26 protein-coding genes and 1 pseudogene are annotated in these 23008 nt (G+C 71.1%); 17 read left to right on the forward strand and 10 right to left on the reverse strand.

Going from position 1 to position 23008, the window contains the following annotated elements:
- Positions 1–104 precede the first annotated feature (104 nt).
- The gene (locus ISU07_RS05030) at positions 105–743 is read right to left on the reverse strand and encodes a VOC family protein (RefSeq protein WP_194705586.1); all 639 of its coding nucleotides are present in this window, start codon (positions 741–743) and stop codon (positions 105–107) included.
- 114 nt (positions 744–857) lie between these two features.
- Positions 858–1631: a hypothetical protein gene (locus tag ISU07_RS05035; protein WP_194705587.1), complete on the reverse strand. Its 774-nt coding sequence runs from the start codon at positions 1629–1631 to the stop codon at positions 858–860.
- Positions 1632–1674: 43 nt separating this feature from the next.
- On the opposite strand from ISU07_RS05035, the gene ISU07_RS05040 reads away from it, so the two are divergent.
- From ISU07_RS05040 to ISU07_RS24415, 3 genes are read left to right on the forward strand one after another with little or no spacing between them, the layout of a single operon-like run.
- Positions 1675–2625: a Ppx/GppA phosphatase family protein gene (locus ISU07_RS05040; RefSeq protein ID WP_194705588.1), complete on the forward strand. Its 951-nt coding sequence runs from the start codon at positions 1675–1677 to the stop codon at positions 2623–2625.
- Between the two features lies 1 nt (position 2626).
- On the forward strand, positions 2627–3436 hold the full coding sequence (locus ISU07_RS05045) for a sugar phosphate isomerase/epimerase family protein (protein WP_194705589.1): 810 nt from the start codon (positions 2627–2629) through the stop codon (positions 3434–3436).
- Positions 3429–4037, forward strand: a complete 609-nt coding sequence (locus ISU07_RS24415) for a TetR/AcrR family transcriptional regulator (protein ID WP_194705590.1) — start codon at positions 3429–3431, stop codon at positions 4035–4037. The genes ISU07_RS05045 and ISU07_RS24415 overlap by 8 nt, the downstream gene beginning before the upstream one ends.
- A gap of 39 nt (positions 4038–4076) precedes the next feature.
- On the opposite strand, the gene ISU07_RS05055 is transcribed toward ISU07_RS24415, so the two are convergent.
- Together ISU07_RS05055 and ISU07_RS05060 are read right to left on the reverse strand one after the other, a co-directional pair.
- Entirely contained in the window at positions 4077–4733 is a 657-nt protein-coding gene (locus ISU07_RS05055) for a PKD domain-containing protein (protein WP_194705591.1), read from the reverse strand.
- Positions 4734–4885: 152 nt separating this feature from the next.
- Positions 4886–5404: a hypothetical protein gene (locus ISU07_RS05060; protein WP_194705592.1), complete on the reverse strand. Its 519-nt coding sequence runs from the start codon at positions 5402–5404 to the stop codon at positions 4886–4888.
- Between the two features lie 130 nt (positions 5405–5534).
- On the opposite strand from ISU07_RS05060, the gene ISU07_RS05065 reads away from it, so the two are divergent.
- From ISU07_RS05065 to proC, 4 genes are read left to right on the forward strand one after another with little or no spacing between them, the layout of a single operon-like run.
- A complete protein-coding gene (locus ISU07_RS05065; protein WP_194705593.1) occupies positions 5535–6269 on the forward strand; it encodes an ABC transporter ATP-binding protein in 735 nt (244 codons plus the stop codon).
- Entirely contained in the window at positions 6266–7006 is a 741-nt protein-coding gene (locus tag ISU07_RS05070; protein WP_194705594.1) for an ABC transporter permease, read from the forward strand. Before ISU07_RS05065 ends, ISU07_RS05070 begins: the two co-directional genes overlap by 4 nt.
- A 21-nt stretch (positions 7007–7027) precedes the next feature.
- Positions 7028–7963, forward strand: a complete 936-nt coding sequence (locus ISU07_RS05075) for a proline dehydrogenase family protein (RefSeq protein WP_228521111.1) — start codon at positions 7028–7030, stop codon at positions 7961–7963.
- A gap of 25 nt (positions 7964–7988) precedes the next feature.
- The gene (gene proC / locus ISU07_RS05080; RefSeq protein ID WP_194705595.1) at positions 7989–8792 is read left to right on the forward strand and encodes a pyrroline-5-carboxylate reductase; all 804 of its coding nucleotides are present in this window, start codon (positions 7989–7991) and stop codon (positions 8790–8792) included.
- Positions 8793–8836: 44 nt separating this feature from the next.
- On the opposite strand, the gene ISU07_RS05085 is transcribed toward proC, so the two are convergent.
- A complete protein-coding gene (locus ISU07_RS05085; RefSeq protein ID WP_228521112.1) occupies positions 8837–9619 on the reverse strand; it encodes an IclR family transcriptional regulator in 783 nt (260 codons plus the stop codon).
- Positions 9620–9724: 105 nt separating this feature from the next.
- Between ISU07_RS05085 and ISU07_RS05090 the strand changes: the two genes are divergently transcribed.
- From ISU07_RS05090 to ISU07_RS24675, 5 genes and pseudogenes are all read left to right on the forward strand, one after another.
- Positions 9725–10498, forward strand: a complete 774-nt coding sequence (locus ISU07_RS05090) for an MIP/aquaporin family protein (protein WP_194705596.1) — start codon at positions 9725–9727, stop codon at positions 10496–10498.
- 3 nt (positions 10499–10501) lie between these two features.
- Complete coding sequence (dhaK, locus tag ISU07_RS05095; RefSeq protein WP_194705597.1) at positions 10502–11500, forward strand: dihydroxyacetone kinase subunit DhaK; 999 nt, start codon at positions 10502–10504, stop codon at positions 11498–11500.
- Positions 11488–12135 (forward strand): dihydroxyacetone kinase subunit DhaL, encoded by a 648-nt coding sequence (gene dhaL / locus ISU07_RS05100; RefSeq protein WP_194705598.1) that lies wholly within the window; start codon positions 11488–11490, stop codon positions 12133–12135. The genes dhaK and dhaL overlap by 13 nt, the downstream gene beginning before the upstream one ends.
- Positions 12132–12524: pseudogene (locus tag ISU07_RS24670) on the forward strand (PTS-dependent dihydroxyacetone kinase phosphotransferase subunit DhaM); the annotation flags it as partial. The gene dhaL and the pseudogene ISU07_RS24670, both read left to right, overlap by 4 nt.
- A gap of 27 nt (positions 12525–12551) precedes the next feature.
- Positions 12552–12845, forward strand: coding sequence for an HPr family phosphocarrier protein (locus ISU07_RS24675; protein ID WP_323742444.1), 294 nt, complete (start codon positions 12552–12554; stop codon positions 12843–12845).
- A gap of 78 nt (positions 12846–12923) precedes the next feature.
- On the opposite strand, the gene ISU07_RS05110 is transcribed toward ISU07_RS24675, so the two are convergent.
- From ISU07_RS05110 to ISU07_RS05120, 3 genes are all read right to left on the reverse strand, one after another.
- Complete coding sequence (locus ISU07_RS05110) at positions 12924–13907, reverse strand: methyltransferase (protein ID WP_194705600.1); 984 nt, start codon at positions 13905–13907, stop codon at positions 12924–12926.
- A 7-nt stretch (positions 13908–13914) separates the two neighbouring features.
- Entirely contained in the window at positions 13915–14889 is a 975-nt protein-coding gene (gene trpS / locus ISU07_RS05115; RefSeq protein ID WP_194705601.1) for a tryptophan--tRNA ligase, read from the reverse strand.
- Between the two features lie 169 nt (positions 14890–15058).
- Positions 15059–16636: an endonuclease/exonuclease/phosphatase family protein gene (locus ISU07_RS05120; RefSeq protein ID WP_194705602.1), complete on the reverse strand. Its 1578-nt coding sequence runs from the start codon at positions 16634–16636 to the stop codon at positions 15059–15061.
- 36 nt (positions 16637–16672) lie between these two features.
- Here ISU07_RS05120 and ISU07_RS05125 point away from each other — a divergent pair, with 36 nt between their 5' ends.
- The 5 genes from ISU07_RS05125 (at position 16673) to ISU07_RS05145 (ending at position 20820) form a co-directional block, all read left to right on the forward strand.
- A complete protein-coding gene (locus ISU07_RS05125; RefSeq protein ID WP_194705603.1) occupies positions 16673–17857 on the forward strand; it encodes an acetoin utilization protein AcuC in 1185 nt (394 codons plus the stop codon).
- 188 nt (positions 17858–18045) lie between these two features.
- Positions 18046–18261: a helix-turn-helix domain-containing protein gene (locus ISU07_RS05130; RefSeq protein ID WP_194705604.1), complete on the forward strand. Its 216-nt coding sequence runs from the start codon at positions 18046–18048 to the stop codon at positions 18259–18261.
- A 227-nt stretch (positions 18262–18488) separates the two neighbouring features.
- On the forward strand, positions 18489–18590 hold the full coding sequence (locus tag ISU07_RS05135; protein WP_008356322.1) for a 30S ribosomal protein bS22: 102 nt from the start codon (positions 18489–18491) through the stop codon (positions 18588–18590).
- Between the two features lie 21 nt (positions 18591–18611).
- Positions 18612–19655, forward strand: a complete 1044-nt coding sequence (locus tag ISU07_RS05140) for an NAD-dependent epimerase/dehydratase family protein (protein ID WP_194705605.1) — start codon at positions 18612–18614, stop codon at positions 19653–19655.
- Entirely contained in the window at positions 19648–20820 is a 1173-nt protein-coding gene (locus ISU07_RS05145; RefSeq protein WP_194705606.1) for a lysophospholipid acyltransferase family protein, read from the forward strand. The genes ISU07_RS05140 and ISU07_RS05145 overlap by 8 nt, the downstream gene beginning before the upstream one ends.
- Positions 20821–20826: 6 nt before the next feature.
- Here the strand turns inward: ISU07_RS05145 and ISU07_RS05150 are convergent, their stop codons facing one another.
- A complete protein-coding gene (locus tag ISU07_RS05150) occupies positions 20827–22077 on the reverse strand; it encodes a DUF5667 domain-containing protein (protein ID WP_194705607.1) in 1251 nt (416 codons plus the stop codon).
- Between the two features lie 147 nt (positions 22078–22224).
- On the reverse strand, positions 22225–22998 hold the full coding sequence (locus ISU07_RS05155; protein WP_323742437.1) for a sigma-70 family RNA polymerase sigma factor: 774 nt from the start codon (positions 22996–22998) through the stop codon (positions 22225–22227).
- Positions 22999–23008 lie beyond the last annotated feature (10 nt).

Consider the following 23008-nt stretch of genomic DNA (forward strand, 5'->3'; position numbering starts at 1 on the left):
CACCAGGTCGTCCGGGTCGAACGCCTTGTTCTCCAGCTCGTAGGTGGCGGTGTGGTGCCAGATGTTCGGGCTGGGGATGCTTCCGCGCGGGAGCCGCGGATCGCTCAGATCCGCACCAGGCCCTGGGGAGTCTGGAACTGGACGGCCATGATGCCGGGCGTGCCGTTGGGGGCGACCCAGTCGACCTTCACGTCCTCCAACGGAGCCTCGACGGTCTCGCCGAGCCACTCGCTGACGCGCTGGGGGTCGCCCGCGATCTCCAGCGCAGCAAGGGAGATGTCACCCGTGGCGCCGGTGCTCGGGTGCAGCGAGTCGGGGATGTCCCACTGCACGAAGAACGGCAGCTGCGGGTCGGAGATCAGGCCGTTGACGCCGATCTGGCGCCACGTCAGCTCGGTGCCGTCTGGCAGGTAGCGGTTGCCGGGCGCCGACTCGCGGCCCAGCCGTCGCTCCACGGCCTCGATGTCGTCGACCGCGATGACCCAGCCGAGCCAGCCGCCGCCGAGCGCCGACCGCGCGCGGACGGCCTGGCCGAACGGCGCCTTGTCGGACGCCGGGTGGTCCAGCACCTCGACGACCTCGAGGTAGGTGTGGTCCGCCAGCGGCAGGATCATGTTGCGGGTCCCGAACCGCGGATGCATGCCCCCATCGGCGAACGACTTCCCGAGCAGTCCCCCGATGCGCTGGGCTGTCGCGGCGAGGCCATCGGGCCCGGCGGCGTAGGAGAGGTGGTCCAAGCGCATGCCGGTCATTCTCATCTCTCTCTCAGAGTCGCCGGACACGGGGGTCGGCTTCTCTTGACGTCGAGAGACCATTGGTTGACCACCACAACCGCTCAACCACGGGTCGCACGAGCCCTAGTGCGGGTCGGCGGGATGCAGCGCCAGCGCCGACCGTGACCGCAGGTGCGCCTCGCAGTGCCGGGCCAGCTCGGCGTACGCCGCCTCGCCCATCAGCTCGGTCAGCTCGGCCCGGTTCTCGACGTACACCGGCTCGACGCCGACGTGCGCCTCGGTGTTGCCCGAGCAGTACCAGTCGAGGTCGTGCCCGCCCGGACCCCAGCCCCGGCGGTCGTACTCGCCGATGGTGATCTCGGTGTACGACGTCTCGTCCTGGCGCTCGACGGTGCGGAAGGTGCGCCGGATCGGCAGCTGCCAGCAGACGTCCGGCTTGGTCTCGAGCGGGTGCCGCCCCTGCTCGAGCGCCAGCGCGTGGAGGGCGCAGCCGGCGCCGAGGTGGAAGTCGCGGCGGTTGTGGAAGATGCACGCGGACTGGCCGTCCACCTCGATGACCGGTGTCTTCTTGGCGCCCTCCTCGTCGGTGGTGACCCAGTCCTTCTTGCGGGTACGTCGTCCGTTCTCGCGGCCGGGGTGGAATTGCCAGAGCTCGGGCGTGAGCTGGTCGACGAACGTGGCGACGCGCTTCTCGTCGTCCTTGTCGGCGAAGTGGGCGCCCAGCGTGCAGCAGCCGGTGTCCGGCGACTCCTTGTAGATGCCCTGGCAACCCTGCCCGAAGATGCACATGAAGCTCGACGTCAGCCAGGTCAGGTCGCACCTGAACACCTGGTCGCCGTCGGCAGGGTCGACGAACTCGACGTACGCGCGGGGGAACACCAGGTCGACCTCGGGCACGCGGCAAGGGTACGTGCGACTGCGTGGGCTCTATCGTGGGGCCATGCGCCTCGGCGTCCTCGACATCGGCTCCAACACGGGGCACCTGCTGGTGTTCGACGCCCACGACGGCGCGGCACCGCTCCCGGCGTACTCCCACAAGGAGCCGCTCCGCCTGGCCGAGCACCTCGACGAGGTCGGCGACGTCACCGAGAAGGGCCGCGCCGCGCTCACCGACTTCGTGGCGTCCTCGGTGGTGGTGGCCGAGGACAAGGGCTGCGAGGAGATCGTCGGGTTCGCGACGTCGGCGGTGCGCGATGCGGGCAACAGCGAGCAGGTCCTCGACCACGTGGCCGCCAAGACCGGCGTGCGCATCGACGTGCTGTCGGGTGAGGACGAGGCGCGGCTGACGTTCCTCGCCGTACGCCGCTGGTTCGGGTGGTCGGCCGGCCGGCTGTCGGTCTTCGACATCGGCGGCGGCTCGCTGGAGATCGCCGGTGGGGCGGACGAGTCGCCGGACGTCGCGTGGTCGGTGCCGCTCGGTGCGGCGCGGCTGGCCCGGGAGTACTTCGCGAAGAGCCGGCCGGACGAGGACGACCTCAAGAAGCTGCGGCGCAAGATCCGCGCCGAGATCGCGCGTGACGCGGGCCAGCTGATCCGCGCCGGCCGGGCCGACAAGGCCGCCGCGACGTCGAAGACCTTCCGCTCGCTGGCCCGCATCTGCGGCGCTGCGCCGGCCGGTGAGGGTGCGCTGGTGCCGCGCACCCTGCCGATGAAGGACCTGTCGTACTGGATCCCGCTCCTCGTCTCGATGGCTCCCGAGGAGCTGTCGGTGCTGCCGGGCGTCTCGCCGTCACGCAGCCACCAGATCGTGCCGGGCGCTTTGGTGGCCGAGGCGTGCATGGACATCTTCGAGCTCGAGGAGCTCGAGATCTGCCCGTGGGCCTTGCGGGAGGGCGTCATCCTGGAGCGCATCGACAAGATCCCCGTCCTGGCCAACCCCCTCCTGGGCTGACGTGCCGACAGCTGTCGCTCTCTCCACCGCCTCGGTCTACCCCGAGTCGACCGCGCACGCCTTCGCGTACGCCTCCCGGCTGGGGTACGACGCCGTCGAGGTGATGGTCGGCATCGACGCGCTCAGCCAGCAGGTGTCGGCGGTCAGACAGCTCTCCGAGCACCACGCTCTTCCGATCGTCGCCGTGCACTCGCCGTGCCTGCTGTTCACCCAGCGGGTCTGGGGGACCGAGCCGTGGGGCAAGCTCCAGCGCTCGGCGGAGATGGCGGAGGCGGTCGGCGCCGAGGTCGTCGTCGTACATCCGCCGTTCCGGTGGCAGCGCGAGTACGCCGCCGGGTTCGTCGAGGGCATCGCCCGGTTGGAGGAGGAGACGGGCCTCGCGTTCGCCGTCGAGAACATGTACCCGTGGCGCGCCTCCTCGCGGCGGGGCGCCGACCGCGGCGTGGAGATGTACGTGCCGGGCTGGGACCCCTCGGAGGAGACCTACGCCAACATGACGATCGACCTGTCGCACGCGGCGATCGCGCGGTCCGACGTGGTCGCGATGGCCTCGCGCATGGGGGACCGCCTGCGGCACATCCACCTCACCGACGGCTCGGGTTCGGCCAAGGACGAGCACCTGGTGCCGGGTCGCGGCGTGATGGAGGCGTCGCGCTTCCTCGAGCACCTGGCGTCGACGGGGTTCGGCGGCCACATCGTGCTGGAGATCAACACCCGCAAGTCCTCCTCGCGCGACGAGCGGGAGCGGGACCTGGTCGAGTCGCTGGAGTTCGCCCGCGAGCACTTCGTCGTCCGTTCGTCGCATGGCTGAGCGCGCGGCCTCCTCCGCCTCGCCGCGTGGCCGGCGGCGCGGGTCGCCCGACACCCGTTCGGCGATCCTGGAGGCGGCCCGGTCGTCGTTCGCGGCCCATGGCTACGCCGGTACGACGATGCGCGCCGTCGCCTCCGCCGCCGGCGTCGATGCGGCCCTGGTGCACCACTACTTCGGCACCAAGGACGAGCTGTTCCTGGCTGCCCTCCAGCTGCCCGTCGACCCGCGGGCGCTGATCGGGCCGGCCGTCGCGGGCCCGGTCGAGGAGGCGGCCGAGCGCTTCCTCGGTGTCTTCCTGTCGGTCTGGGACGACCCCGAGATCCAGCCGTCGCTGCTGTCCTTCGCCCGCGGCATGCTCGACCCGTCCGCGACAAGGCTGGTGAGCAACGGCCTGCTGCCGGTGGTCATCGAGCCCATCGGCGTCGCCCTCGGCATCTCCGACCCCCACCTGCGGATGCCGCTCGTCGCGTCCCAGGTGATCGGCCTGATCCTGATGAGGTACGTGCTGGCCGTCGAGCCCCTCGCCTCCATGCCCCGCGACCGGGTCATCGCGACGTTCGCGCCCACCATCCAGCGCTACCTGACCGGCGACCTGCCCTAGCTCGAGTCCGCACCGCACCAGGTACGTCGCGGACTCGACCTAGCCGACGAGGTGCGGCGTGGCGGTGAGCACCTGCAGGTCGACCGGCGTCCCCGCGACGGTCAGCTCGTCGGGGATGTCGGCCCATGCGCCGCCGTCCACGCGGAACCGCCCGTGGTACGTGACGTCCACGCTCGGCGCGACCGTCACCCCGGCCTTGTCGTACACGTGCGTGATCCGCAGGTCCGGGTACTCCGCCCCCGGATCGGTTCCGGACTGCTCGGTCCCGTCCCCGAAGTGCCAGGTGTAGCCCACGGGAGTCGCCTCGATGTCGACGCTGTGCCCGAGGAGCGACACGGTCTTGGTGGTGGGTTCGGTGGTGGTCGTCAGGAAGTTGGTCTTCAGGTTCACGAGAGTTCGGCCATCAGGCGGTTGGATGACCAGCTCGGCCGTCGGCCAGTCGAGTGTCTTCATGGCCTTGAACACCCGCCCCGGGGTGATCACGTCGAAGTGCTCGGCGGTGTCGACGTCGAGACACACCGTGCCCCATGGCTCGTTGGGATGGCCGGGAGAAGTCCGGTACACCTCGAACTTCCACGTGTCCGGCGGTTCCTGGCACTGCTGTTGGTTGATGCAGGACGGTTCGGCGATCTGGGTCTCGACGCACATGGGCTGGAGCGAGTAGCTGATGCCCTCGACGTGACCGCTGACCATCACCTGGAACTGCTCGCCGCTGTAGTGACAGAAGACATGAATGTCCGTGAGATTCGTTGCGGGGGGACACGGTGGTGGATCGCCGTCAGCCCAGGATGGACTGCTGAACCACAGGGCGGTCGCCGCGATCGCTGCGAGGATGGCCAGGACGCGTCTCATGCCGCTAGTCGCTCAAGCAGAACCAATAGCCACGAGTTCGTCGACTGATGCAGTGTCAACAAGTAGCTCACGGGGCCTCCGGGGAGCTTTTGGATCTCCCCGCCGGCAGACTCCACGTACTCAGTTGGACTCGATTCCACGTCAAGCTGAACCTCGACTTCGCCATTCGAGTCGGCGTCGCCAGCCCGGATCTTCTTGACTTGAAGGCCATCTGTCTTGACGTAGCCACCGGCTCTGTAGATGTCGTCGACTTGATCGGCGACTCCCTTGCATGCCTCGCAGCCTTTGGTCATGCGCCGGTACTCCCTGGTGTCCCCCGAGTTCTGCATCTCGCGATCGACATCCACCCAACGACGTACGAACTCCTCGGGACTCTCCGCCTCCTCCGTCGGCGACGAGGTCGGGTCCGAGGGGGCCGAGGTCGTGGGAGTGGGCGGGTCGGCGGTGGACGACGAGTCGTCGGAGCAGGCGGTGAGGACGAGAGCGCACGCCAGAGCGGCGAGCAGACGCTTCACGACGAGCCACCTCCCGAGTCGGGCCGACGTCGTCGACGACGCTACCGAGAAATCCCCGACCCGGAAATGCCGTCCCCCAGCCCTGTGGATGGCTTGACGCCGGCGCTCTGGATCCCCCACAATTCAACACATGATGAAAAACGCGGTCGAGGTGAGGGACCTGGTCGTACGCCGGGGCGGGCGCGAGGTCCTGAAGGGGATCGGGTTCACGATCGCGGAGGGCAGCGTCATGGGGCTCCTGGGACCGAGCGGGTGCGGGAAGTCGACGCTCATGCGCTCCCTGGTCGGGGTCCAGCAGCTCGCGAGCGGGTCGGTCGAGGTGTTCGGCGAGGAGGCCGGCAGCAAGGCACTGCGGCACCGGATCGGGTACGTCACGCAGGAGGTCAGCGTGTACGACGACCTCAGCGTGACCGAGAACCTCAAGTTCTTCGCCCAGGTGCTCGGCGTCGACGGGGCGAGGATCGAGGAGGCCATCGCCGCGGTGGACCTGGTCAGCCACAAGGACGCGGTCGTCGGTCACCTCAGCGGCGGCCAGCGCAGCCGGGCCAGCCTCGCGGTCGCGCTGCTCGGCGATCCCGACCTGCTCGTCCTCGACGAGCCGACGGTCGGCCTCGACCCGGTGCTGCGGCGCGACCTGTGGAAGCTGTTCCACGAGATCGCCGAGCGCGGCGCCGCGGTGTTCGTCTCCAGCCACGTGATGGACGAGGCCGACCGCTGCGACCGCCTCCTGCTCATGCGCGAGGGCGTGATCATCGCCGACGACACCCCCGAGCGGATCCGCGAGAAGACACGCACCGACGACATCGAGAGCGCGTTCCTCGCCCTCGTCGAGGGCACCGGAGACCAGGCAGGAGAGATGGCATGAACCCCCGCATCACCTTCGCCGTCGCGACGCGGGTGCTGACCCAGATCCGCCGTGACCACCGCACGGCGGCGATGCTGCTCGTCCTGCCGTGCCTGCTGATCACCCTGTTGTGGTGGATGTTCAAGGACACCGGCGGGGGCGTCGTCTTCGACCGGCTCGGCCCGGGCCTGCTCGCCCTGTTCCCGTTCACCATCATGTTCCTGGTGACGAGCGTGACCACGCTCCGCGAACGCAGCTCGGGAACGCTCGAGCGCCTCCTCGCGATGCCGATGGGCAAGCTCGACTTCCTGCTCGGCTACGCCATCGCGTTCGGCGTCGTGGCCGCCGTCCAGTCCGCTCTCGCGGTGCTCCTCGCGGTCGGCGTGCTCGACCTCGACGTCCAGGGACCGGTGTGGCTGCTCACCGTCGTCGCGATCGCCGATGCCGTGCTCGGCAGCGCCCTGGGGCTGTTCGTCAGCGCGTTCGCGACGACGGAGTTCCAGGCGGTGCAGTTCATGCCGGCGTTCGTGATCCCGCAGATCCTGCTGTGCGGACTCTTCGTCGCCCGCGACCAGCTGCCGACGGTCCTGGAGAAGGTCAGCGACGTGCTGCCGCTGTCGTACGCCACCGACGCGATGCAGACGCTGACGCGGACCACCAGCACCGGGGACGTCTGGCAGAACGTCGGCGTCGTGGCCGCCTTCGCGCTCGCTGCCCTGGCACTTGGCGCCGCCACCCTGAGGCGGCGCACCCCCTAGCCCAAGGATTAGCCTGCAGGCATGGCCCTGCTCCGCGAACCGCTCCTCCTGCTCTCACGCAGCGGGATGGTCAAGAAGCTCGTCAGCACCATGCCGGTGTCGGCGGGGATCGTGAAGAGCTACGTGCCCGGCGAGACGAACGAGGCCGCCGTCGAGGCGACCCGCACGCTGGTCGACGACCACCTCAAGGTGACCCTCGACTTCCTCGGCGAGGACACGCTCGACGTCGAGCAGGCCGACGCCACCGTGGCGGCGTACGTCGACCTCCTCAAGCAGCTCTCGGCGCAAGGCCTGAGCCGCAGCGCCGAGGTCTCCGTCAAGCTGTCCGCGATCGGCCAGGCCCTGCCCGACGTCGGCCACAAGACCGCGCTCGAGAACGCCCGGACGATCTGTCGGGCCGCACGCAACGCGGGTACGACGGTGACGCTGGACATGGAGGACCACACCACCACCGACTCGACGCTGGCGATCCTGCGCGAGCTGCGCAAGGACTTTCCCGAGACCGGCGCGGTGCTGCAGGCCTACCTCCACCGCACCGAGGCCGACTGCCGGGCGCTGGCCTACGAGGGCTCGCGGGTGAGGCTGTGCAAGGGGGCGTACAACGAACCCGAGGAGGTCGCCTACCAGGACCGGCTGGACGTCGACCGCTCCTACGTGCGCTGCCTGAAGATCCTGCTCGGGGGGCAGGGGTACCCGATGGTGGCGAGCCACGACCCGCGCATCGTCGACATCGCGGCGACCCTGGCCAGCCGCTTCGGCCGTGCGCAGGGGTCCTACGAGTTCCAGATGCTGTACGGCATCCGCCCCGAGGAGCAGCGCCGGCTGGCGAAGGCCGGCGAGACGGTGCGCGTCTACGTGCCCTACGGCCAGGAGTGGTACGGGTACCTCATGAGACGTCTCGCGGAGCGACCGCAGAACCTGTCATTCTTCGTGAAGTCCCTCATCTCCAAGAAGTAAAGGCTCAACGGAAGGGCACGGTGTCATGGCCCAGACCGCCATCCTCGGCGCCGGCGTGATGGGCGAGACCCTGCTCTCCGGCCTCGTGCGCGCGGGCCGCCGCGTCGACGACCTGCTCGTCGGGGAGAAGCGACCGGAGCGCGCGAAGGAGCTGGAGGAGCGGTACGGCGTCACGGTCGTCTCCAACATCGAGGCAACGCGCAAGGCCGAGACCCTGGCGCTCGTCGTCAAGCCCCAGGACATGGGCGACCTGCTCGACGAGATCGCCCCGGAGCTGCGTCCCGGCCAGCTGGTCGTCTCCCTGGCCGCTGGCATCACGACGGCGTTCATCGAGTCGCGCGTTCCCAGTGGCGTCGCGGTCGTCCGCGTCATGCCCAACACTCCGGCGCTGGTCGACGAGGGCATGGCTGCGATCGCGCCGGGCTCGCACTGCGACGACCACCACCTCGCAGAAGCCGAGGAGCTGATGGGGTCGACCGGCCGCGTGCTCCGCGTGCCCGAGCGCCAGATGGACGCCGTCACGGCGATCAGCGGCTCGGGGCCGGCGTACATCTTCTTCGTCGTCGAGTCGATGATCGAGGCCGGCGTGCACCTCGGCCTCCCGCGTGCCACGGCTACCGACCTCGTCGTCCAGACCGTCGTGGGCTCGGCCAAGATGCTGCGCGAGACCGGTACCCACCCGGCCGTGCTGCGCGAGCAGGTCACGTCTCCGGGCGGCACGACCGCCGCCGCCCTGCGCGAGCTGGAGATCCACAAGGTGAGGGCCGCCTTCCTGGCTGCCATGGAGGCCGCCCGCGACCGGTCGAGGTCGCTCGCCGAGGGCAGCTGAACCGATCCACCGGCACGACTGGAGACTGTCTCTAGAGTGCCGCTCTAGTCGTCCGTGGTGGCCACCACCGGCGGCCACGTGGGGGAGCCCAGCTCGCGCGAGACGTTGCGGGCCGCCTCACGCAGGAGCGTCATCGCGGAGTCGGCCAACGGCTGCTGGCTGGCCGGCAGGACGACGGCGATCGCCGCGACCGCTTCGCCGTCGCGGTCGGCGACGGGGACGGCGACCGAGGCCTCGCCGAGCACCGCCTCCTCGTCCTCCACGGCGTACCCCTTCTCGACCACGTCGACCAGCGCCTTCTCGAGCAGCTCGGGCTCGACGAGGGTCTCGCCGGTCAGGCTGCGCAGGGGGACTTTCGTCAACAGGGACTGGAGAAACGCGGGCCGGTACGCCAGCAGCACCTTGCCGAGAGCGGACGCGTGGGCCGGGATGGTGAGCCCTGTCTCGGGCATCTGGCGAGTGCCGTCGGGGCGGGGCTCGTGGTGGATCACGATGACCTGGTCGAAGAACTCGACGCCGAGCCGGACGGCCAGGCCGGTGCGCTCGCTGAGGTCGCCGGTCCAGCGCATCGCTCGGGCCCGGACGTCGAGGGTGTCCAGGTAGACGTTGGAGAGCTGGAGCAGCGTCGGACCGAGCATGTACCGCTGGCCGTGCGGCTCCTTGACCACGAGCCCGTGCTCCTGCAGCGACTTCACGATCCCGTGCACCGTCGACGGCGGCAGCTGGAGGATCACCCCGAGCTCGCTGATGCCCAGGTGCCGCGACCCCTGGAGCGCGGCCAGGACCCGCGCGGCACGGTCGATGGCCTGGATCACGGTGCCGAGCATGGCACGACGGCAAGGAAATTCGCGCATCCTCTTGACGAACGGCGATTTCCTGATGAGTATTCGACATTGTCGAATGTGCTTCGCATCACACGGAAGGGCACCAGCATGGATGAAAACACCCGGTGGCAGAAGCTCGGAGCCGAGTTCCTCGGCACGGCCTTCCTCGTCTTCGTGGGGGTCGGCTCGGTCCCGGCGCTCCTCATCGTCAACGAGGCCAACGGATCGACGTTCAGCGGCTCGGACCTCGGGATCATCTCGCTGGCGTTCGCGACGATCGTGATCGTCACGGTCTACGTCTTCGGCTACATCAGCGGCAACCACATCAACCCCGCCGTGACGTTCGGCCTCGCGGCCACCGGCAAGTTCCCGTGGGCGGAGGTGCCGGCGTACGTCGCGGCGCAGGTCGCCGGAGCGGTCGCGGGCGCCTTCGCGATCGTCGGCGTGCTGGGCACCAAGGCGAGCGACATCGGGCTCGGCGTCGCGTCGTACGGCGACACGATCCCCTGGTACCAGGCGTTCTTCGCCGAGTTCGTCGGCACGTTCCTGCTGGTGTTCGCGGTCTTCGGCGTGATCTACCGCAAGGCGGCGCCCGGCTGGGCGGGCCTGGCCATCGGCATGGTCGTCTTCGCCGCGATCATCCCCGTCGCGCCGACCACCGGCGCCTCGATCAACCCGGCCCGCACCACCGGCCCGATGATCGTCCAGCAGATCATGGGCGGCTCGGTGTCGTGGGAGCAGTGGCCGGTGTACGTCATCGCCGAGCTCGTCGCGGGTGTCGCCGCGGCCCTCGCGTTCGGTTTCATTGCCCACACGGCCCAGGACGACCCGCGCACCAGCGCGGCCACCGCTCCTGCCGCCGCTGTTCCCGCGGAGGTCTGAGTCATGAAGAAGCTCATCAACAGCCCCGAGGCCGTGCTGGCCGACGCCCTCAAGGGCATCGACGCGGCCCACCCGGACCTCCGTGTCGACCACCAGCACCGGGTGATCTACCGGGCGACGCCGAAGGCGGACGGCAAGGTCGCGTTGATCTCCGGCGGCGGGTCGGGCCACGAGCCGCTGCACGGCGGGTTCGTCGGGCCGGGCATGCTCGACGCCGCGTGCTGCGGCGAGGTGTTCACCTCGCCCACGCCGGACCAGATGCAGGAGGCCACCTCGGTCGTCGACCGCGGCGCCGGCGTCCTGCACATCGTGAAGAACTACACCGGCGACGTGATGAACTTCGAGATGGCCGGCGAGATGGCGGCCGCCGACAGCGGCGTGCGCGTCGAGACGGTCGTCACCGACGACGACGTCGCGGTGCAGGACTCGACGTGGACCGCGGGTCGCCGGGGGGTCGGCGTCACCGTGCTGCTGGAGAAGATCGTCGGCGCCGCCGCCGAGGAGGGCCGCGACCTCGACGCCGTGCTCGACCTGGCCAAGCGCGTCAACGGCCAGGGCCGGTCGATGGGCATGGCGCTGACCAGCTGCACGGTTCCCGCCGCGGGCAAGCCGACGTTCGACCTGCCCGAGGACCAGATGGAGATGGGCGTCGGCATCCACGGCGAGCCCGGCCGTCGGCGCGTACCCCTCGCGGGCGCCGCCGAGATCGCCGAGCAGCTCGTCGACCCGATCCTGGGCGACCTCGACTTCACCGGGTCGCCGAGCATCGTGATGCTCAACGGGATGGGCGGGACGCCGCTGATCGAGCTGTACCTGATGTACGGCGAGGTCGCGACGCTGCTCGAGAAGGCCGGCGTCCAGGTGGCGCGGACCCTGGTCGGCAACTACATCACCTCCCTCGACATGGCCGGCGCGTCCGTGACCGTGCTCAAGGCCGACGACGAGCTCATCCGGCTGTGGGATGCTCCCGTGGAGACCGCAGGCCTGCGATGGGGAGTCTGAGCGTGGTCGAAGCCGTCACCGTCGACGTCCTGGTCGGCTGGCTGTCCGCGTTCCGCGACGCCGTGCACGAGCACGGTGCCTACCTCACCGAGCTCGACTCGGCGATCGGTGACGCGGACCACGGGGCCAACCTGATCCGGGGCATGGACGCGGTGATGGCGGCGGTCGCGTCTCCTCCCGAGGCGACCGGTGACCTCCTCAAGAAGGTCGGCATGACGCTGGTGACCTCGGTCGGCGGCGCGAGTGGTCCGCTGTACGGCACGTTCTTCCTGCGCATGGCGACGGCGTCCGGCGACGCCACCTCGCTGGACGGGCCGGCGCTCCTCGCCGGACTCGAGGCCGGGCTCGAGGGGATCGTGGCCCGCGGCAAGGCCGAGGCCGGCGACAAGACGATGTACGACGCGTTGGCGCCCGCGCTGGCGGCGTTCTCCTCGTCCCTGGACGGCGGCGCCTCGCTCGCCGATGCGGCTCGCGCCGCGGCCGGCGCGGCGGCGGCCGGCCGGGACGCGACGGAGCCGATGCTGGCGCTCAAGGGGCGGGCGTCGTACCTCGGCGAGCGCAGCATCGGGCACATCGACCCTGGAGCGGCGTCGTCGGCGCTCCTGCTCGACTCGCTGGCGGGCGCGCTCTCATGATCGGCATCGTCGTCGTCTCGCACAGCCCTGCCCTGGCCGAGGCCGCGGTCGCGCTGGCGGACGAGATGGTGCACGGATCCGGACCGGTCGTGGCCGTGGCCGCGGGTGCGGCGGGCGGGTTCGGGACCGACGCGACCGAGGTACGTCGGGCGCTCGAGAAGGCGTCCTCGCCCGACGGCGTCCTCGTGCTGATGGACCTCGGATCGGCCGTGCTCAGTGCCGAGCTGGCGCTGGAGCTCGGACCGATCGACGTCCCGGTCCGCCTGAGCGCCGCGCCCCTCGTGGAGGGCCTGGTCGCGGCCGTGGTCCGGGCCGCGGGGGGCGCGGACCTGGACACCGTGTCCCGCGAGGCCGAGGCCGCGCTGGTGCCGAAGGTGACCAGCCTGGCCGAGCACGCGACTCCGCCGGCCGCCCTCGTGCCAGCAGGGGAGTCGGACGCCTCGGTCCGGCTGACGCTGGTCAACCCGCAAGGCCTGCACGCCCGCCCCGCCGCCCAGATCGCCACCGCGGTGGGCGGCCTCTCGGCCGACGTGGCGGTCGAGGCCGGTGGCCGTCGCGCCGACGCGTCGAGCTCGCTGGAGCTGATGACGCTCGGCGCCGGTCAGGGGGTCGAGATCACTGTGTCGGCGGTGGGCGCCGACGCGGCGCAGGCCGTGGCCGCCGTACGCGAGATGGTCGAGGCGGGGTTCGGGGAGCTCGAAGCCAGCTGAGGTTCGGCGTCGTTCCTGCCGGTTCGGCGTCGTTGCAACGACGCCGAACGTCCGGGATACCCGCTCGAGCGGGTATCCCTACCCCGCCGCGACCCCCTCCGCGACCGCATGCAGCACACCGGTGTCCAGCACCCGGGTGAGGCGGAGGCCGGCGGCGGCGAACAGCGCGGCGTACTCGGCCTCGGTGCGCTCCCGGCCACCGGGGCCGACGAGCATGTTGAGGTCGGAAAAGGCGGCGTCCCGCTCGTACCCCGGGCGGTCCAGCACGATCTCGACGAGCAGCACCGAGCCACCCGGACGCAGGGCGGCGGCGCAGGTGCGCAGGATGGTGACGGACTCCTCGTCGGGCCAGTCGTGGATGACGGACTTGAGCATCAGGTGGTCGCCCGACGGCACCGACTCGAAGAACGAGCCGCCCACCGAGGTCCACCGATCGGCGAGGTCCGGCGGAGCCGAGCCGACCACGTGAGCCTGGTCGAACACCGTGCCCGTCAGGGTCGGGTGAGCCCGCAGCACCGCGGCGAGCAGGGCTCCCTGGCCACCGCCGACGTCCACGACGTGCGCGCCGGAGCGGAACGGGTACGTCGCCGCGACTGCCCCCGCCACGACCGACGTCAGCGACGTCATCAGGGCGTCGAAGTTGCGGCCCCGGTCCGGGTGCTCGACCCGGTGCTCCCAGACGTCCCTGCCGTGCAGCGAGGAGAAGGCGTTGTCGCCCGTGCGGATGCTGTGCCGGAGGTGTCCCCACGCCGCCCAGATCGCCGGGTCGGCCTGCAGCAGAGCCTGGGGCGCCAGCGACCCGGGCGCGTCCGTCCGCAGCAACGAACCCATCTCCGTCAGCGCGTACACCCCGTCCGAGGCCGCCAGGACCCCGATCGCGGAGAGCGCGCGCAGGAGCCGGTGCGTCGCGTCGGGATCGGTGCCGACCGCCGCGGCCACGTCTCCCGGCGTGCGCGCCCCACCGCCGAGGGCGTCGATGATCCCCAGCTCGACCGCCGTCGCGATCGCCGCCGTCGTGCGGTGGCCCACCACCAGCCACATGAGGTCCTGCCGCACTGTCATCTCGCGATCATCGCAGCCCGATCGCCGCCTCGGCAGCGGCCAGCACCGGGGCCGTCACCTCCCGGCACCGCTCGGCGCCCGCTGCGAAGACGGCGGTGACGTACGCCGGGTCGGCTGCCAGGTCGGCGTACCGCTTCTGCACCGGCTCCAGCTCGGCCACGACGGCGTCGGTGACCGCCGCCTTCAGCGCGCCATAGGTGGTGATCCCCGACGACGTCCCCCCGCACGCCGCCAGGATGTCGAGCAGGTTCGACACCCCCGGCTTGTCCGACGACGACCGCACGGCGCCCGGGCCGGTGTCCGAGTCGGTCACGGCCCGCGCGACCTTGCGGCGGATGACGTCCGGCGGGTCGAGGAGCCGGATCACGCCGGTGTCGGCTCCGGGCGCGGCCGACTTGCTCATCTTCCGCGTCGGGTCCTGGAGGTCCATGACCCGCGCGCCGGCGGACGGCGTGGCCACCTCGGGCACCGTGAACACCGGCCCGTAGGCGTTGTTGAACCGCACGGCGAGGTCGCGGGTCAGCTCGACGTGCTGGCGCTGGTCGTCGCCGACCGGCACCCGCGTCGGGCGGTAGAGGAGGATGTCGGCCGCCATCAGCACCGGGTAGGTGTAGACCGACGCCCGCGTCGACGGGTTGTCGCGGCCCTTCTCCTTGTACTGGATCATCCGGCCGAGCTCACCGGTGTACGCCGTGCACTCGAGCAGGTAGGCGAGCTCGCGGTGCGCCGCCACCTGTGACTGCCGGAACAGCACCGCCCGTGCGGGGTCGAGGCCGACGGCGAGGAAGAGCGTCGTGACCTCCGCGATCGTGTCGCGCAGCACGCGCGGGTCGTGCGCGGTCGTCATCGCGTGCAGGTCCGAGACGCCGTAGAAGCAGTCCTCGCCGGCCTGCACCGAGGCGACCATGCCGCGGAACGCGCCGAGGAAGTTGCCGAGGGTCAGCCGGCCGGACGGGGTGATGAGGGAGAGGTTTCGGTTCATGGGAGTGCTCCTGGAGATGAGGCCTCCGGAGGAGCACGCGTCTGCAGAGATGCAGAACGGCCGCCCGGAGGCGGCCGTGGGTTGAGTGTGCGTCAACGAGGGTGGTCCGCCTAGCAGGCGGGCCACCACTGGGTCGAGCGGAACGTGCGCACGCAGTGAGGGTACGCCGTCAGCGGATGACCGTGAACACCTGCGACTTCCCGATCGCGTGGTAGCTGTCGTCGTCCATCAGCCGGGCGATGTACCTCCCCGGCTCCAGCGGCCAGGACTGCGAGCCCTCGCCGAGGTAGGTGTCCGCGCTGAACAGCACCGACCCGATCACGCGGGCCCGCGTGTAGCGGTAGGCCAGGTACGAGCCGGGTCCCGGACACACCTCGCCGCACCGCATCAGCCCCACCCAGTCGAGCTGCGTGCCGGGGGCGCCGTCGAAGCGCACGCGGATCGCCTCCCCGACCCGGTACGTCGTGCGGTCGGTGCGCAGGGCCGCTCCCGCGCCCGGCGGGTACACCCAGACCGGGGTCCGGTAGATGACCCGCCCGCCACTGGACATCACCACGTCGTAGCGACCGCGTCCCAGGCCGTCGGTCGACAGCCGCAGGACGCCCGACGGGTCCTCATTCGTGGAGCGGGCGTTCAGCAGCGGGGAGCCCAGACGACGCTGGAACGCGAGCTTCTCGTCGGCGTTGCCGCGGCCCGAGTACGTGACCTGGACCGACCCCGGTCCGGCGGTCAGCCGGCGCCGGGCCGGCGACATGAGCGGCCGGAACGTGGGCGCGCGGACGTCGAAGGTCGACACCACGCCGCGGTGGTCGGTCGGGTACGGGTCCGCGAACGCCAGGTCGACCTGCGAGTTGCCGCGCTCGCCCACGAGGCGGCTGTCGACCGTGGTCACCGGGCCGGCGTGCAGCACCCAGTCGATGCGGTCGGGGAAGTCGTGCTTCCTGGTCTCGGGCCCCCCGGGGGACCAGGTGTACCCGGGGTCCGCAACCGGGTCGGGGTGGACGTCGCGGTAGGAGTCGCCGAAACCGGCGTTCGCCAGGGCCCGGCTGGCCGGCCAGTCCACGGCGTACGGCACGTCGGCGCGAGCCTCGGCCACCGCCGGCGTCCAGTCCAGGTGCGACGGGCTGTTGAAGTCGCCGGTGAGGAACACCGGGATGCCGCCCCGGGCGAGCTCGGGCAGCACTCGCAGCACCTCGACGAGCGCCTTCTTGCGCAGGGTGCGCTCGAGCCCCATCACCTCGTCACGCGACCAGCCCTTGCGCACCTGGTACGGGCCGTACGGCGTCGACGGCAGGTGCACGTTCGCCACCGCGACCACGTGGCCGGGCACCGGCATCACGAACGTGTAGAGGCCGCCGGCGGCTCCGGGGTCGAGGATGGGGAACCGCGAGATGACGTGGGCCCGCGGGTCGGCGTACCAGCCGAGCAGCCTCGCGAGCCGCTGTGTGTTCCGCTCGGGCTCCTGCACGCCGACGACGTCCGCGCCGCTCGCGGCGATGATCTTCGCCAGCCGGTGGAGTGCCTGCGGACAGGCGTTCGCCTTCGGGCACCAGTCGCTGGTCGCCAGGTCGAAGTCGTCGCCGCCGTAGAAGATGTTCTGCGACATCACCGAGATGCGGACCGTGGGAGCCGCCCGCTCGGCGTCGGCCGCCCGGACGGGACCTGCCACGCCCGCGACCACCCCGGCCAGCGACGCGACGAGGGCGAAGGCCAGGGCGACGACCCAGGAGGGACGGGGGGTTCGCACCCGCCGAGTATGTCGCTCACGCGGTACGTTCGGCAGATGGAGTGCTCCGGCCCGTCCAGCGTGGTGTTCGACTCCTCGCTGACGGCGTACGACTTCGGGCCCTCCCACCCCATGTCGCCGCTCCGCGTCGACCTCACCATCCGGCTGGCCCGGGAGCTCGGGGTCCTCGAACGGCTGACCGTCGTACCGGCGCCGTTCGCCGACGACGCGCAGATCGCGACGGTCCACGACGACGAGCTCATCGACGCGGTCACCCGCGCCGGCAAGGACCCCTCGTCGATCGGGTTCGACGACCACGGCCTCGGCACCGACGACAACCCGGTGTTCGCCGACATGCACCAGGCCGCCGCGCACGTCGTGGGCGCCAGCCTCGAGGCCTTCCGCCAGGTGCACTCCGGGCAGAGCCTGCACAGCGCCAACATCGCCGGCGGGCTGCACCACGCGATGCGCGACCGGTCCAGCGGCTTCTGCATCTACAACGACATCGCCGTCGGCATCCAGTGGCTGCTCGACCAGGGCGTCCAGAAGGTGGCGTACGTCGACGTCGACGTCCACCACGGCGACGGCGTGGAGGCGATCTTCTACGACGACCCGCGGGTGCTGACGATCTCCCTCCACGAGACCGGGCAGATGCTCTTCCCCGGCACCGGCTTCCCGACCGACTCCGGCGGTCCGGGCGCCGAGGGCACCGCCGTCAACGTCGCGCTGCCGCCCGGCACCGCCGACGCCGGATGGCTGCGCGCGTTCCATGCCGTCGTGCCACCGCTGCTCCGGGCCTTCCAGCCCGAGGTGCTGGTGACCCAGCACGGCTGCGACTCCCACATGGAGGACCCGCTCGCCCACCTGATGCTGTCCGTCGACGGTCAGCGGGCGTCGTACCTCGCCCTCCACGAGCTCGCGCACGAGGTGTGCGGCGGTCGCTGGGTCGTCACCGGCGGCGGCGGGTATGCGCTGGTCGACGTCGTCCCGCGGGCCTGGACGCACCTGCTCGCGATCGTGTCCGGGCAGCCCATCGACCCGCACACCGACACCCCGGCCGCGTGGCGCGACCACGTGCACACCACGCTCGGCCGGCAGGCGCCGTTCCGGATGACCGACGGCCGTACGCCGGCCTACCGGGACTGGTCCGAGGGGTATGACCCGGACGCCTGGCTGGACCGCACGATCGAGGCCACGCGGACCGAGGTCTTCCCCTGGCACGGGCTGGTCCCGGACCTCTGAGGGAATGACATGGATGTGACCCGGGAACGACTGGTTCAGACATGGCAAGGCGACACGCCGTGCCTCTCAGGTTTCTCTAGTCGAACCCTTCCCCACGAGTCACAGCAGGCGCTATGTTCACCGTGCGCGGGACGTGGAGTCACCGGTGGGGAAGCCGGTGCTGTCGCCGCAAGAGAGAACGGTGCGCCATGACCCCCAGCGGAGAGAACCGCCCTGGAGACATCTCGGAAGTGAAGTTCCTGACCGTCGCCGAGGTCGCCGCCACCATGCGCGTCTCCAAGATGACCGTCTACCGCCTCGTCCACAACGGCGAGCTGCCGGCCGTGCAGGTGGGCCGCTCCTTCCGCATCAACGAGGACGACGTCAACGAGTACCTGCGCAAGAGCTTCTACAACGCTGGATAGATTTGCCTCTCCGCTTCGCTTCGAGGCGTGTCGGGCGCGCTGCAACGTCCCGCCTTTCCCTCCTCCGCTCGGTCGTTCCTCCCTCGCTCCGTCAGTCCAAGGCGCGACGGCGCGCCCGACGAGACGATGGTGCGGGCGTGGATTAAGCCACCTGAGGCGGGCCCGTTAGGCTGTCGGGGTCCCACGGACTCGACCTGGGGCTCGACGAGCAGGTGAAAGGTTTCCGCGTGGGTTCCGTCATCAAGAAGCGCCGCAAGCGCATGGCGAAGAAGAAGCACCGCAAGCTCCTGAAGAAGACGCGCGTCCAGCGTCGCAAGCTCGGCAAGTAGGCCCGGAGCGGGGGTTCCCCGATGGGCCGCGTCGTACTCGTCACCGGGGTCTCGCGTGACCTCGGACGCAGGTTCGCGCGCGTCCTGGCCACGACCGAGGGGATCGACCGCGTCATCGGCGTGGACGTCGTCCCGCCGCGCGGCGACGTCGGCGCGATGTCCTTCATCCGCGCCGACATCCGCACGCCCGTGATCGCGAAGGTGATCGCGAAGGAGGACGTCGACACCGTCGTCCACATGAGCGTCATCGCCACCCCCGGCAGCGCCGGCGGTCGGTTGACGATGAAAGAGCTCAACGTCATCGGCACCATGCAGCTCCTCGCCGCGTGCCAGAAGGCGCCGTCGGTCAAGCACCTGGTCGTGAAGTCGACCTCGACCGTCTACGGCGCCAGCTCGCGCGACCCGGCGATGTTCACCGAGGAGATGCAGCCGCGTCGCAACCCCCGGTCGGGGTTCAGCAAGGACGCCGCCGAGATCGAGGGGTACGTCCGCGGCTTCGCCCGGCGGCGCCCGGACGTCCGGGTGGCCGTGCTGCGGCTGGCGAACGTCGTCGGCCCGCACGTCGTGAGCCCGATGACGTCGTACTTCCGGCTCCCCGTCATCCCGACCGTGCTCGGGTACGACGCGCGCATGCAGTTCGTGCACGAGTCCGACCTCGACCGGGTGCTCGAGCTGGCCGTCACCTCCGACGTCGAGGGCACCTACAACGTCGCCGGCGACGGCATCCTCATGCTCTCCCAGGCCGTGCGCCGCCTGCAGCGCGCGACCCTGCCGCTGCCCGGCTTCGCCGTCGGCCAGCTCGGCTCCGTGCTGCGCCAGATGCGGCTCGCCGACTTCTCGCCCGAGCAGCTCAGCTTCCTGACGTTCGGTCGCGGCATCGACACCACGCGGATGCGCACCGAGCTCGGGTTCGAGCCGGCCTACACGACCGAGGAGGCCTTCGCCGACTTCGCCGCCTCGATGCCGGCGGCCTCGCGCCTGTCCGGCTCGTTGACCGGGCGCGCCGTGAGCAGCCTCCAGGACCTGCTCCCCCCTGCGTCCGAGAAGGCGGGGGCCCGTGGCTGACGCCGAGATCATCCCGATCGGCACGCGCGGTCGCGCAGGCCGTGGTTCCGGCCGCGCCAAGCCGTCGTCGGCCTCGCGCAACCTGGCCGCCAAGCGCACGACAGCCAAGCCCGCCGCCAAGAAGGCCGCGCGTGTGACGAGCCGGCCGCGGGCCGTGCCCGACGCGATCGAGCAGGTGACGACCGAGGCGGTGCCCCAGCCCGCACCCACCGACGTACCTCCCGCAGCACCGAGGCCGGCGACCACCACCTCCGACCGCGGTCCGGTCGCGGGCATCTCGCCAGCGGGGTGGCTCGCGATGCTGGAGGCCGCCGCGCGCGAGGTGTTCGGCGACGACTGGGAGCCCCGGCTGGCCGAGGTGCTCGCGCTGCTGCGCCGGCGGTTGGCCGGGGAGTACGACGTCGACGAGTTCGGCTTCGACCCCGAGGTCACCGAGAAGCTGACCCTCGCCCTGCTGCGGCCGATCGCGGAGAAGTGGTTCCGCATCGAGGTGCGCGGCGTGGAGAACATCCCCGACGAGGGCGGCGCGCTCATCGTCTCCAACCACTCCGGCACGGTGCCGGTCGACGCACTGATGACGATGGTCGCGGTGCACGACCACACCGGGCGGTTCCTGCGCCTGCTCGGCGCGGACCTGGTGTTCAGGATGCCGTTCGTCGGCGAGATGGCCCGGCGCGGCGGGGCGACCCTGGCGTGCAACGAGGACGCCGAGCGGATGCTGAGCCGCGGCGACCTGGTCGGCGTCTGGCCCGAGGGCTTCAAGGGGATCGGCAAGCCGTTCAAGCAGCGTTACAAGCTGCAGCGCTTCGGGCGCGGCGGCTTCGTGTCCGCCGCGCTGCGCACCGGCGTCCCGATCGTGCCGCTGTCGGTCGTCGGCGCCGAGGAGATCTACCCGCTCGTCGGCAACGTGCCCGCGCTGGCCCGGCTGCTCGGCGTCCCCTACGTGCCGATCACGCCGCTCTTCCCCTGGCTCGGCCCGCTCGGCATGGTGCCGCTGCCGTCGAAGTGGCTGCTGGAGTTCGGCGAGCCGATCCGCACCGACGAGCTCGACGACGCCGCGGCCGAGGACCCGATGCTGGTCTTCAACCTCACCGACCAGGTGCGCGAGACCATCCAGCAGACGCTCTACACGCTGCTGATGAAGCGCGAGTCGGTCTGGCGGTAGCCCCCGTCAGGGGAGCAGGTCGCCGAGCGGGTCGGTGATCTCGGTGGGCAACGCGCTGCCGACGCCGCCGAGCAGCTGGGTGACGTCGACGGTGGGCAGCGCCACCAGGGTGGGACCGCTGGTCAGGTTGTTGATCAGCTGGGTCAGGTCGACCGTCGGCAGGACCACCGGCACCGTGGTCACGCCCCCGGTGGGGAGGGCGACGCCGGACGTCGGCACCCCGCCCGTGGGTACGACGGTCGGGACGCCGGTGGGCTCTCCGGTCGGGAGCACGGTCGGCGCACCCGTCGGGCCGCCGCCGGGACCCACGGTCGGCGACGGCTTGGTCACGCTGCCCGGGGGGAGCTCGGAGGCGTCCACGGACGGCAGGACCAGCCCGGGCAGCACGATGTCGGGGAGGTTCACGGCCGGCAGGGCGCCCGTGCCGAAGCCGGTGCCGATCGTGGGCAGCGTCGGGGCGATCGCGTCGAGGTCGGTGCCTGCGCAGGTCGGGCAGGAGAGCCTGGCCTGGTCGTCGATCCGCATCACGGTGGTGACGGCGTGCACCCACTCGTCCTCGGCACTCTCGGGCAGCTGTCCGTCGAGGTCGGCGAGCGTCTGCATCGAGGACGCGGTGAACGTGCGCACCTTGGCCACGTCGCCCGCGTCGCCCTTGTCGGAGTACGCCGCGAGCAGCAGGTCCGAGGCCTCGGTGGCCTGCTCCGTGAAGTCGTTGAGGGTGTCGGCGACCGCGGCCGGGTTGTCCTCGCCACGCCCGTCGCGGGCCAGCGCCTCGACCTCGGCGAGCCGCGTGGACGCGTTGGCCAGCACGGTCGAGCCCTTGCCGTCGTCGCCGACGCTGAACCCGGCCTGGGCGTTCTCGATGCCGCGCTTGAGCGGGTAGAGCGTGTCGCCCGGCAGCGCACCCTGGGCGACCACGGCCGTCGTCGCGGTCGCACCCACGAGGGCGAGGCCGCCGAGAGCGACGGCGAGCCGGCGCTCGCGCGGGTTGCGAACCCGGCCCGGGTCGACGGGTCGCAGCCGCAGCCGGTCGGCCTCGGCCGCGGCGACGACTGGCATCGCCGCGACCTCGGCCACCAGTCGAGACCTCAGGTCTGCGAGGAACTCGGGCCGAGCCACTGGCTCGGGCACGGCACGGAGCGCGCCGACCAGCTGCAGCAGGTCGTCGTACCGGTCGTCGTGCGCCCCCCGGGCAGACGAACCGTCGACGACAACCGCGAACTGCTCGGCGCGACGACGCGTCGCGTACGGGCTCATCACAGAAGTCCTGTCAGGTCACTGGCTCCGGCGCCCCCGCCGGACACTGGCCTCAACGAGCCCGCTGACCGCGTGGTTACGGCGTACTGGCGAGTAGTAAAGAGTGGACTGGTCCAGCCCGCCCGTGCGGCCCCGTGCGACTCCATGTCAGCCCCGGATCCCGTCGGGCAGCAGCTTGGCCAGGTTGCGCACGCCGCGCAGCTGGAGCTGCTTGACGGCGCCGTCCGAGCGACCCAGGACCGCCGCGGTCTCGGCGATGCTCATGCCCTGGAGGAACCGCATCACCAGGCAGTCGCGCTGCTCGGCCGGCAGCTCGGTGAGCGCCTCGAGCAGCGCCTCGTTGGTGATGCTGGTGAGGACCTCGTCCTCGGGCCCGTCGTGGGTGCCGTCGTCGTGGAGGCTCATGTCCTCCGTGGTCAGCTCCAGGCGGGTGCGGCCGGCCTTGAAGTGGTCGGTGCACAGGTTGCGCGCGATGGTCATCAGCCACGCGCCGAAGTCCTTGCCCTGCCAGCGGAACCCGCTCATGCTGCGCAGCGCCCGGAAGAACGTCTCGGACGTCAGGTCCTCGGCCAGCGTCTGCGAGCGGGTGCGGTGGAAGACGAACCGGTAGACCGAACCCTGGTAGTGGTCGAAGAGCATCCCGAACGCCTCGGCGTCGCCGTTGCGGGCGAGCTCGACGAGGGCGATCAACCGGTCCCGGTCGGCCGCGGACTCCTCGTTGGAGGTGGCGTACTTGCTGTCGTCGCCCCCGTTGTCGATGCCGTCGAAGTCCTGGCCGCTGGCCGGCTCAGCGATCGGGGCGCCGGCCATGAGGAGGTACCCGGGGCCGGCCAGCAGCCCGCGCTCCTCACGGATGACGGCGAGCACGAGCGCACGCAGGGCCTCGAGCCCCCGTGTCGCCGTGCCCGGAACTGGCTCCACCCGCGGATCC

Source organism: Nocardioides islandensis (genome assembly GCF_015352455.1).
In the GTDB taxonomy this organism is placed as follows: Bacteria; Actinomycetota; Actinomycetes; order Propionibacteriales; family Nocardioidaceae; genus Nocardioides; species Nocardioides islandensis.

What these genes read in the sequence shown, in the direction of transcription:
- ISU07_RS05070 (WP_194705594.1), top strand. Translation starts at nt 6,266, where the DNA reads ATGAACCCCCGCATCACCTTCGCCGTCGCGACGCGGGTGCTGACCCAG.
- ISU07_RS05065 (WP_194705593.1), top strand. Translation starts at nt 5,535, where the DNA reads ATGATGAAAAACGCGGTCGAGGTGAGGGACCTGGTCGTACGCCGGGGC.
- ISU07_RS05090 (WP_194705596.1), top strand. Translation starts at nt 9,725, where the DNA reads ATGGATGAAAACACCCGGTGGCAGAAGCTCGGAGCCGAGTTCCTCGGC.
- trpS (WP_194705601.1), bottom strand. Translation starts at nt 14,889, where the DNA reads ATGAACCGAAACCTCTCCCTCATCACCCCGTCCGGCCGGCTGACCCTC.
- dhaK (WP_194705597.1), top strand. Translation starts at nt 10,502, where the DNA reads ATGAAGAAGCTCATCAACAGCCCCGAGGCCGTGCTGGCCGACGCCCTC.
- ISU07_RS05125 (WP_194705603.1), top strand. Translation starts at nt 16,673, where the DNA reads ATGGAGTGCTCCGGCCCGTCCAGCGTGGTGTTCGACTCCTCGCTGACG.
- ISU07_RS24415 (WP_194705590.1), top strand. Translation starts at nt 3,429, where the DNA reads ATGGCTGAGCGCGCGGCCTCCTCCGCCTCGCCGCGTGGCCGGCGGCGC.
- ISU07_RS05030 (WP_194705586.1), bottom strand. Translation starts at nt 743, where the DNA reads ATGCGCTTGGACCACCTCTCCTACGCCGCCGGGCCCGATGGCCTCGCC.
- ISU07_RS05085 (WP_228521112.1), bottom strand. Translation starts at nt 9,619, where the DNA reads ATGCTCGGCACCGTGATCCAGGCCATCGACCGTGCCGCGCGGGTCCTG.
- dhaL (WP_194705598.1), top strand. Translation starts at nt 11,488, where the DNA reads ATGGGGAGTCTGAGCGTGGTCGAAGCCGTCACCGTCGACGTCCTGGTC.
- ISU07_RS05140 (WP_194705605.1), top strand. Translation starts at nt 18,612, where the DNA reads ATGGGCCGCGTCGTACTCGTCACCGGGGTCTCGCGTGACCTCGGACGC.
- ISU07_RS05130 (WP_194705604.1), top strand. Translation starts at nt 18,046, where the DNA reads ATGACCCCCAGCGGAGAGAACCGCCCTGGAGACATCTCGGAAGTGAAG.
- ISU07_RS05040 (WP_194705588.1), top strand. Translation starts at nt 1,675, where the DNA reads ATGCGCCTCGGCGTCCTCGACATCGGCTCCAACACGGGGCACCTGCTG.
- ISU07_RS05075 (WP_228521111.1), top strand. Translation starts at nt 7,028, where the DNA reads ATGGCCCTGCTCCGCGAACCGCTCCTCCTGCTCTCACGCAGCGGGATG.
- ISU07_RS05150 (WP_194705607.1), bottom strand. Translation starts at nt 22,077, where the DNA reads ATGAGCCCGTACGCGACGCGTCGTCGCGCCGAGCAGTTCGCGGTTGTC.
- ISU07_RS05110 (WP_194705600.1), bottom strand. Translation starts at nt 13,907, where the DNA reads ATGACAGTGCGGCAGGACCTCATGTGGCTGGTGGTGGGCCACCGCACG.
- proC (WP_194705595.1), top strand. Translation starts at nt 7,989, where the DNA reads ATGGCCCAGACCGCCATCCTCGGCGCCGGCGTGATGGGCGAGACCCTG.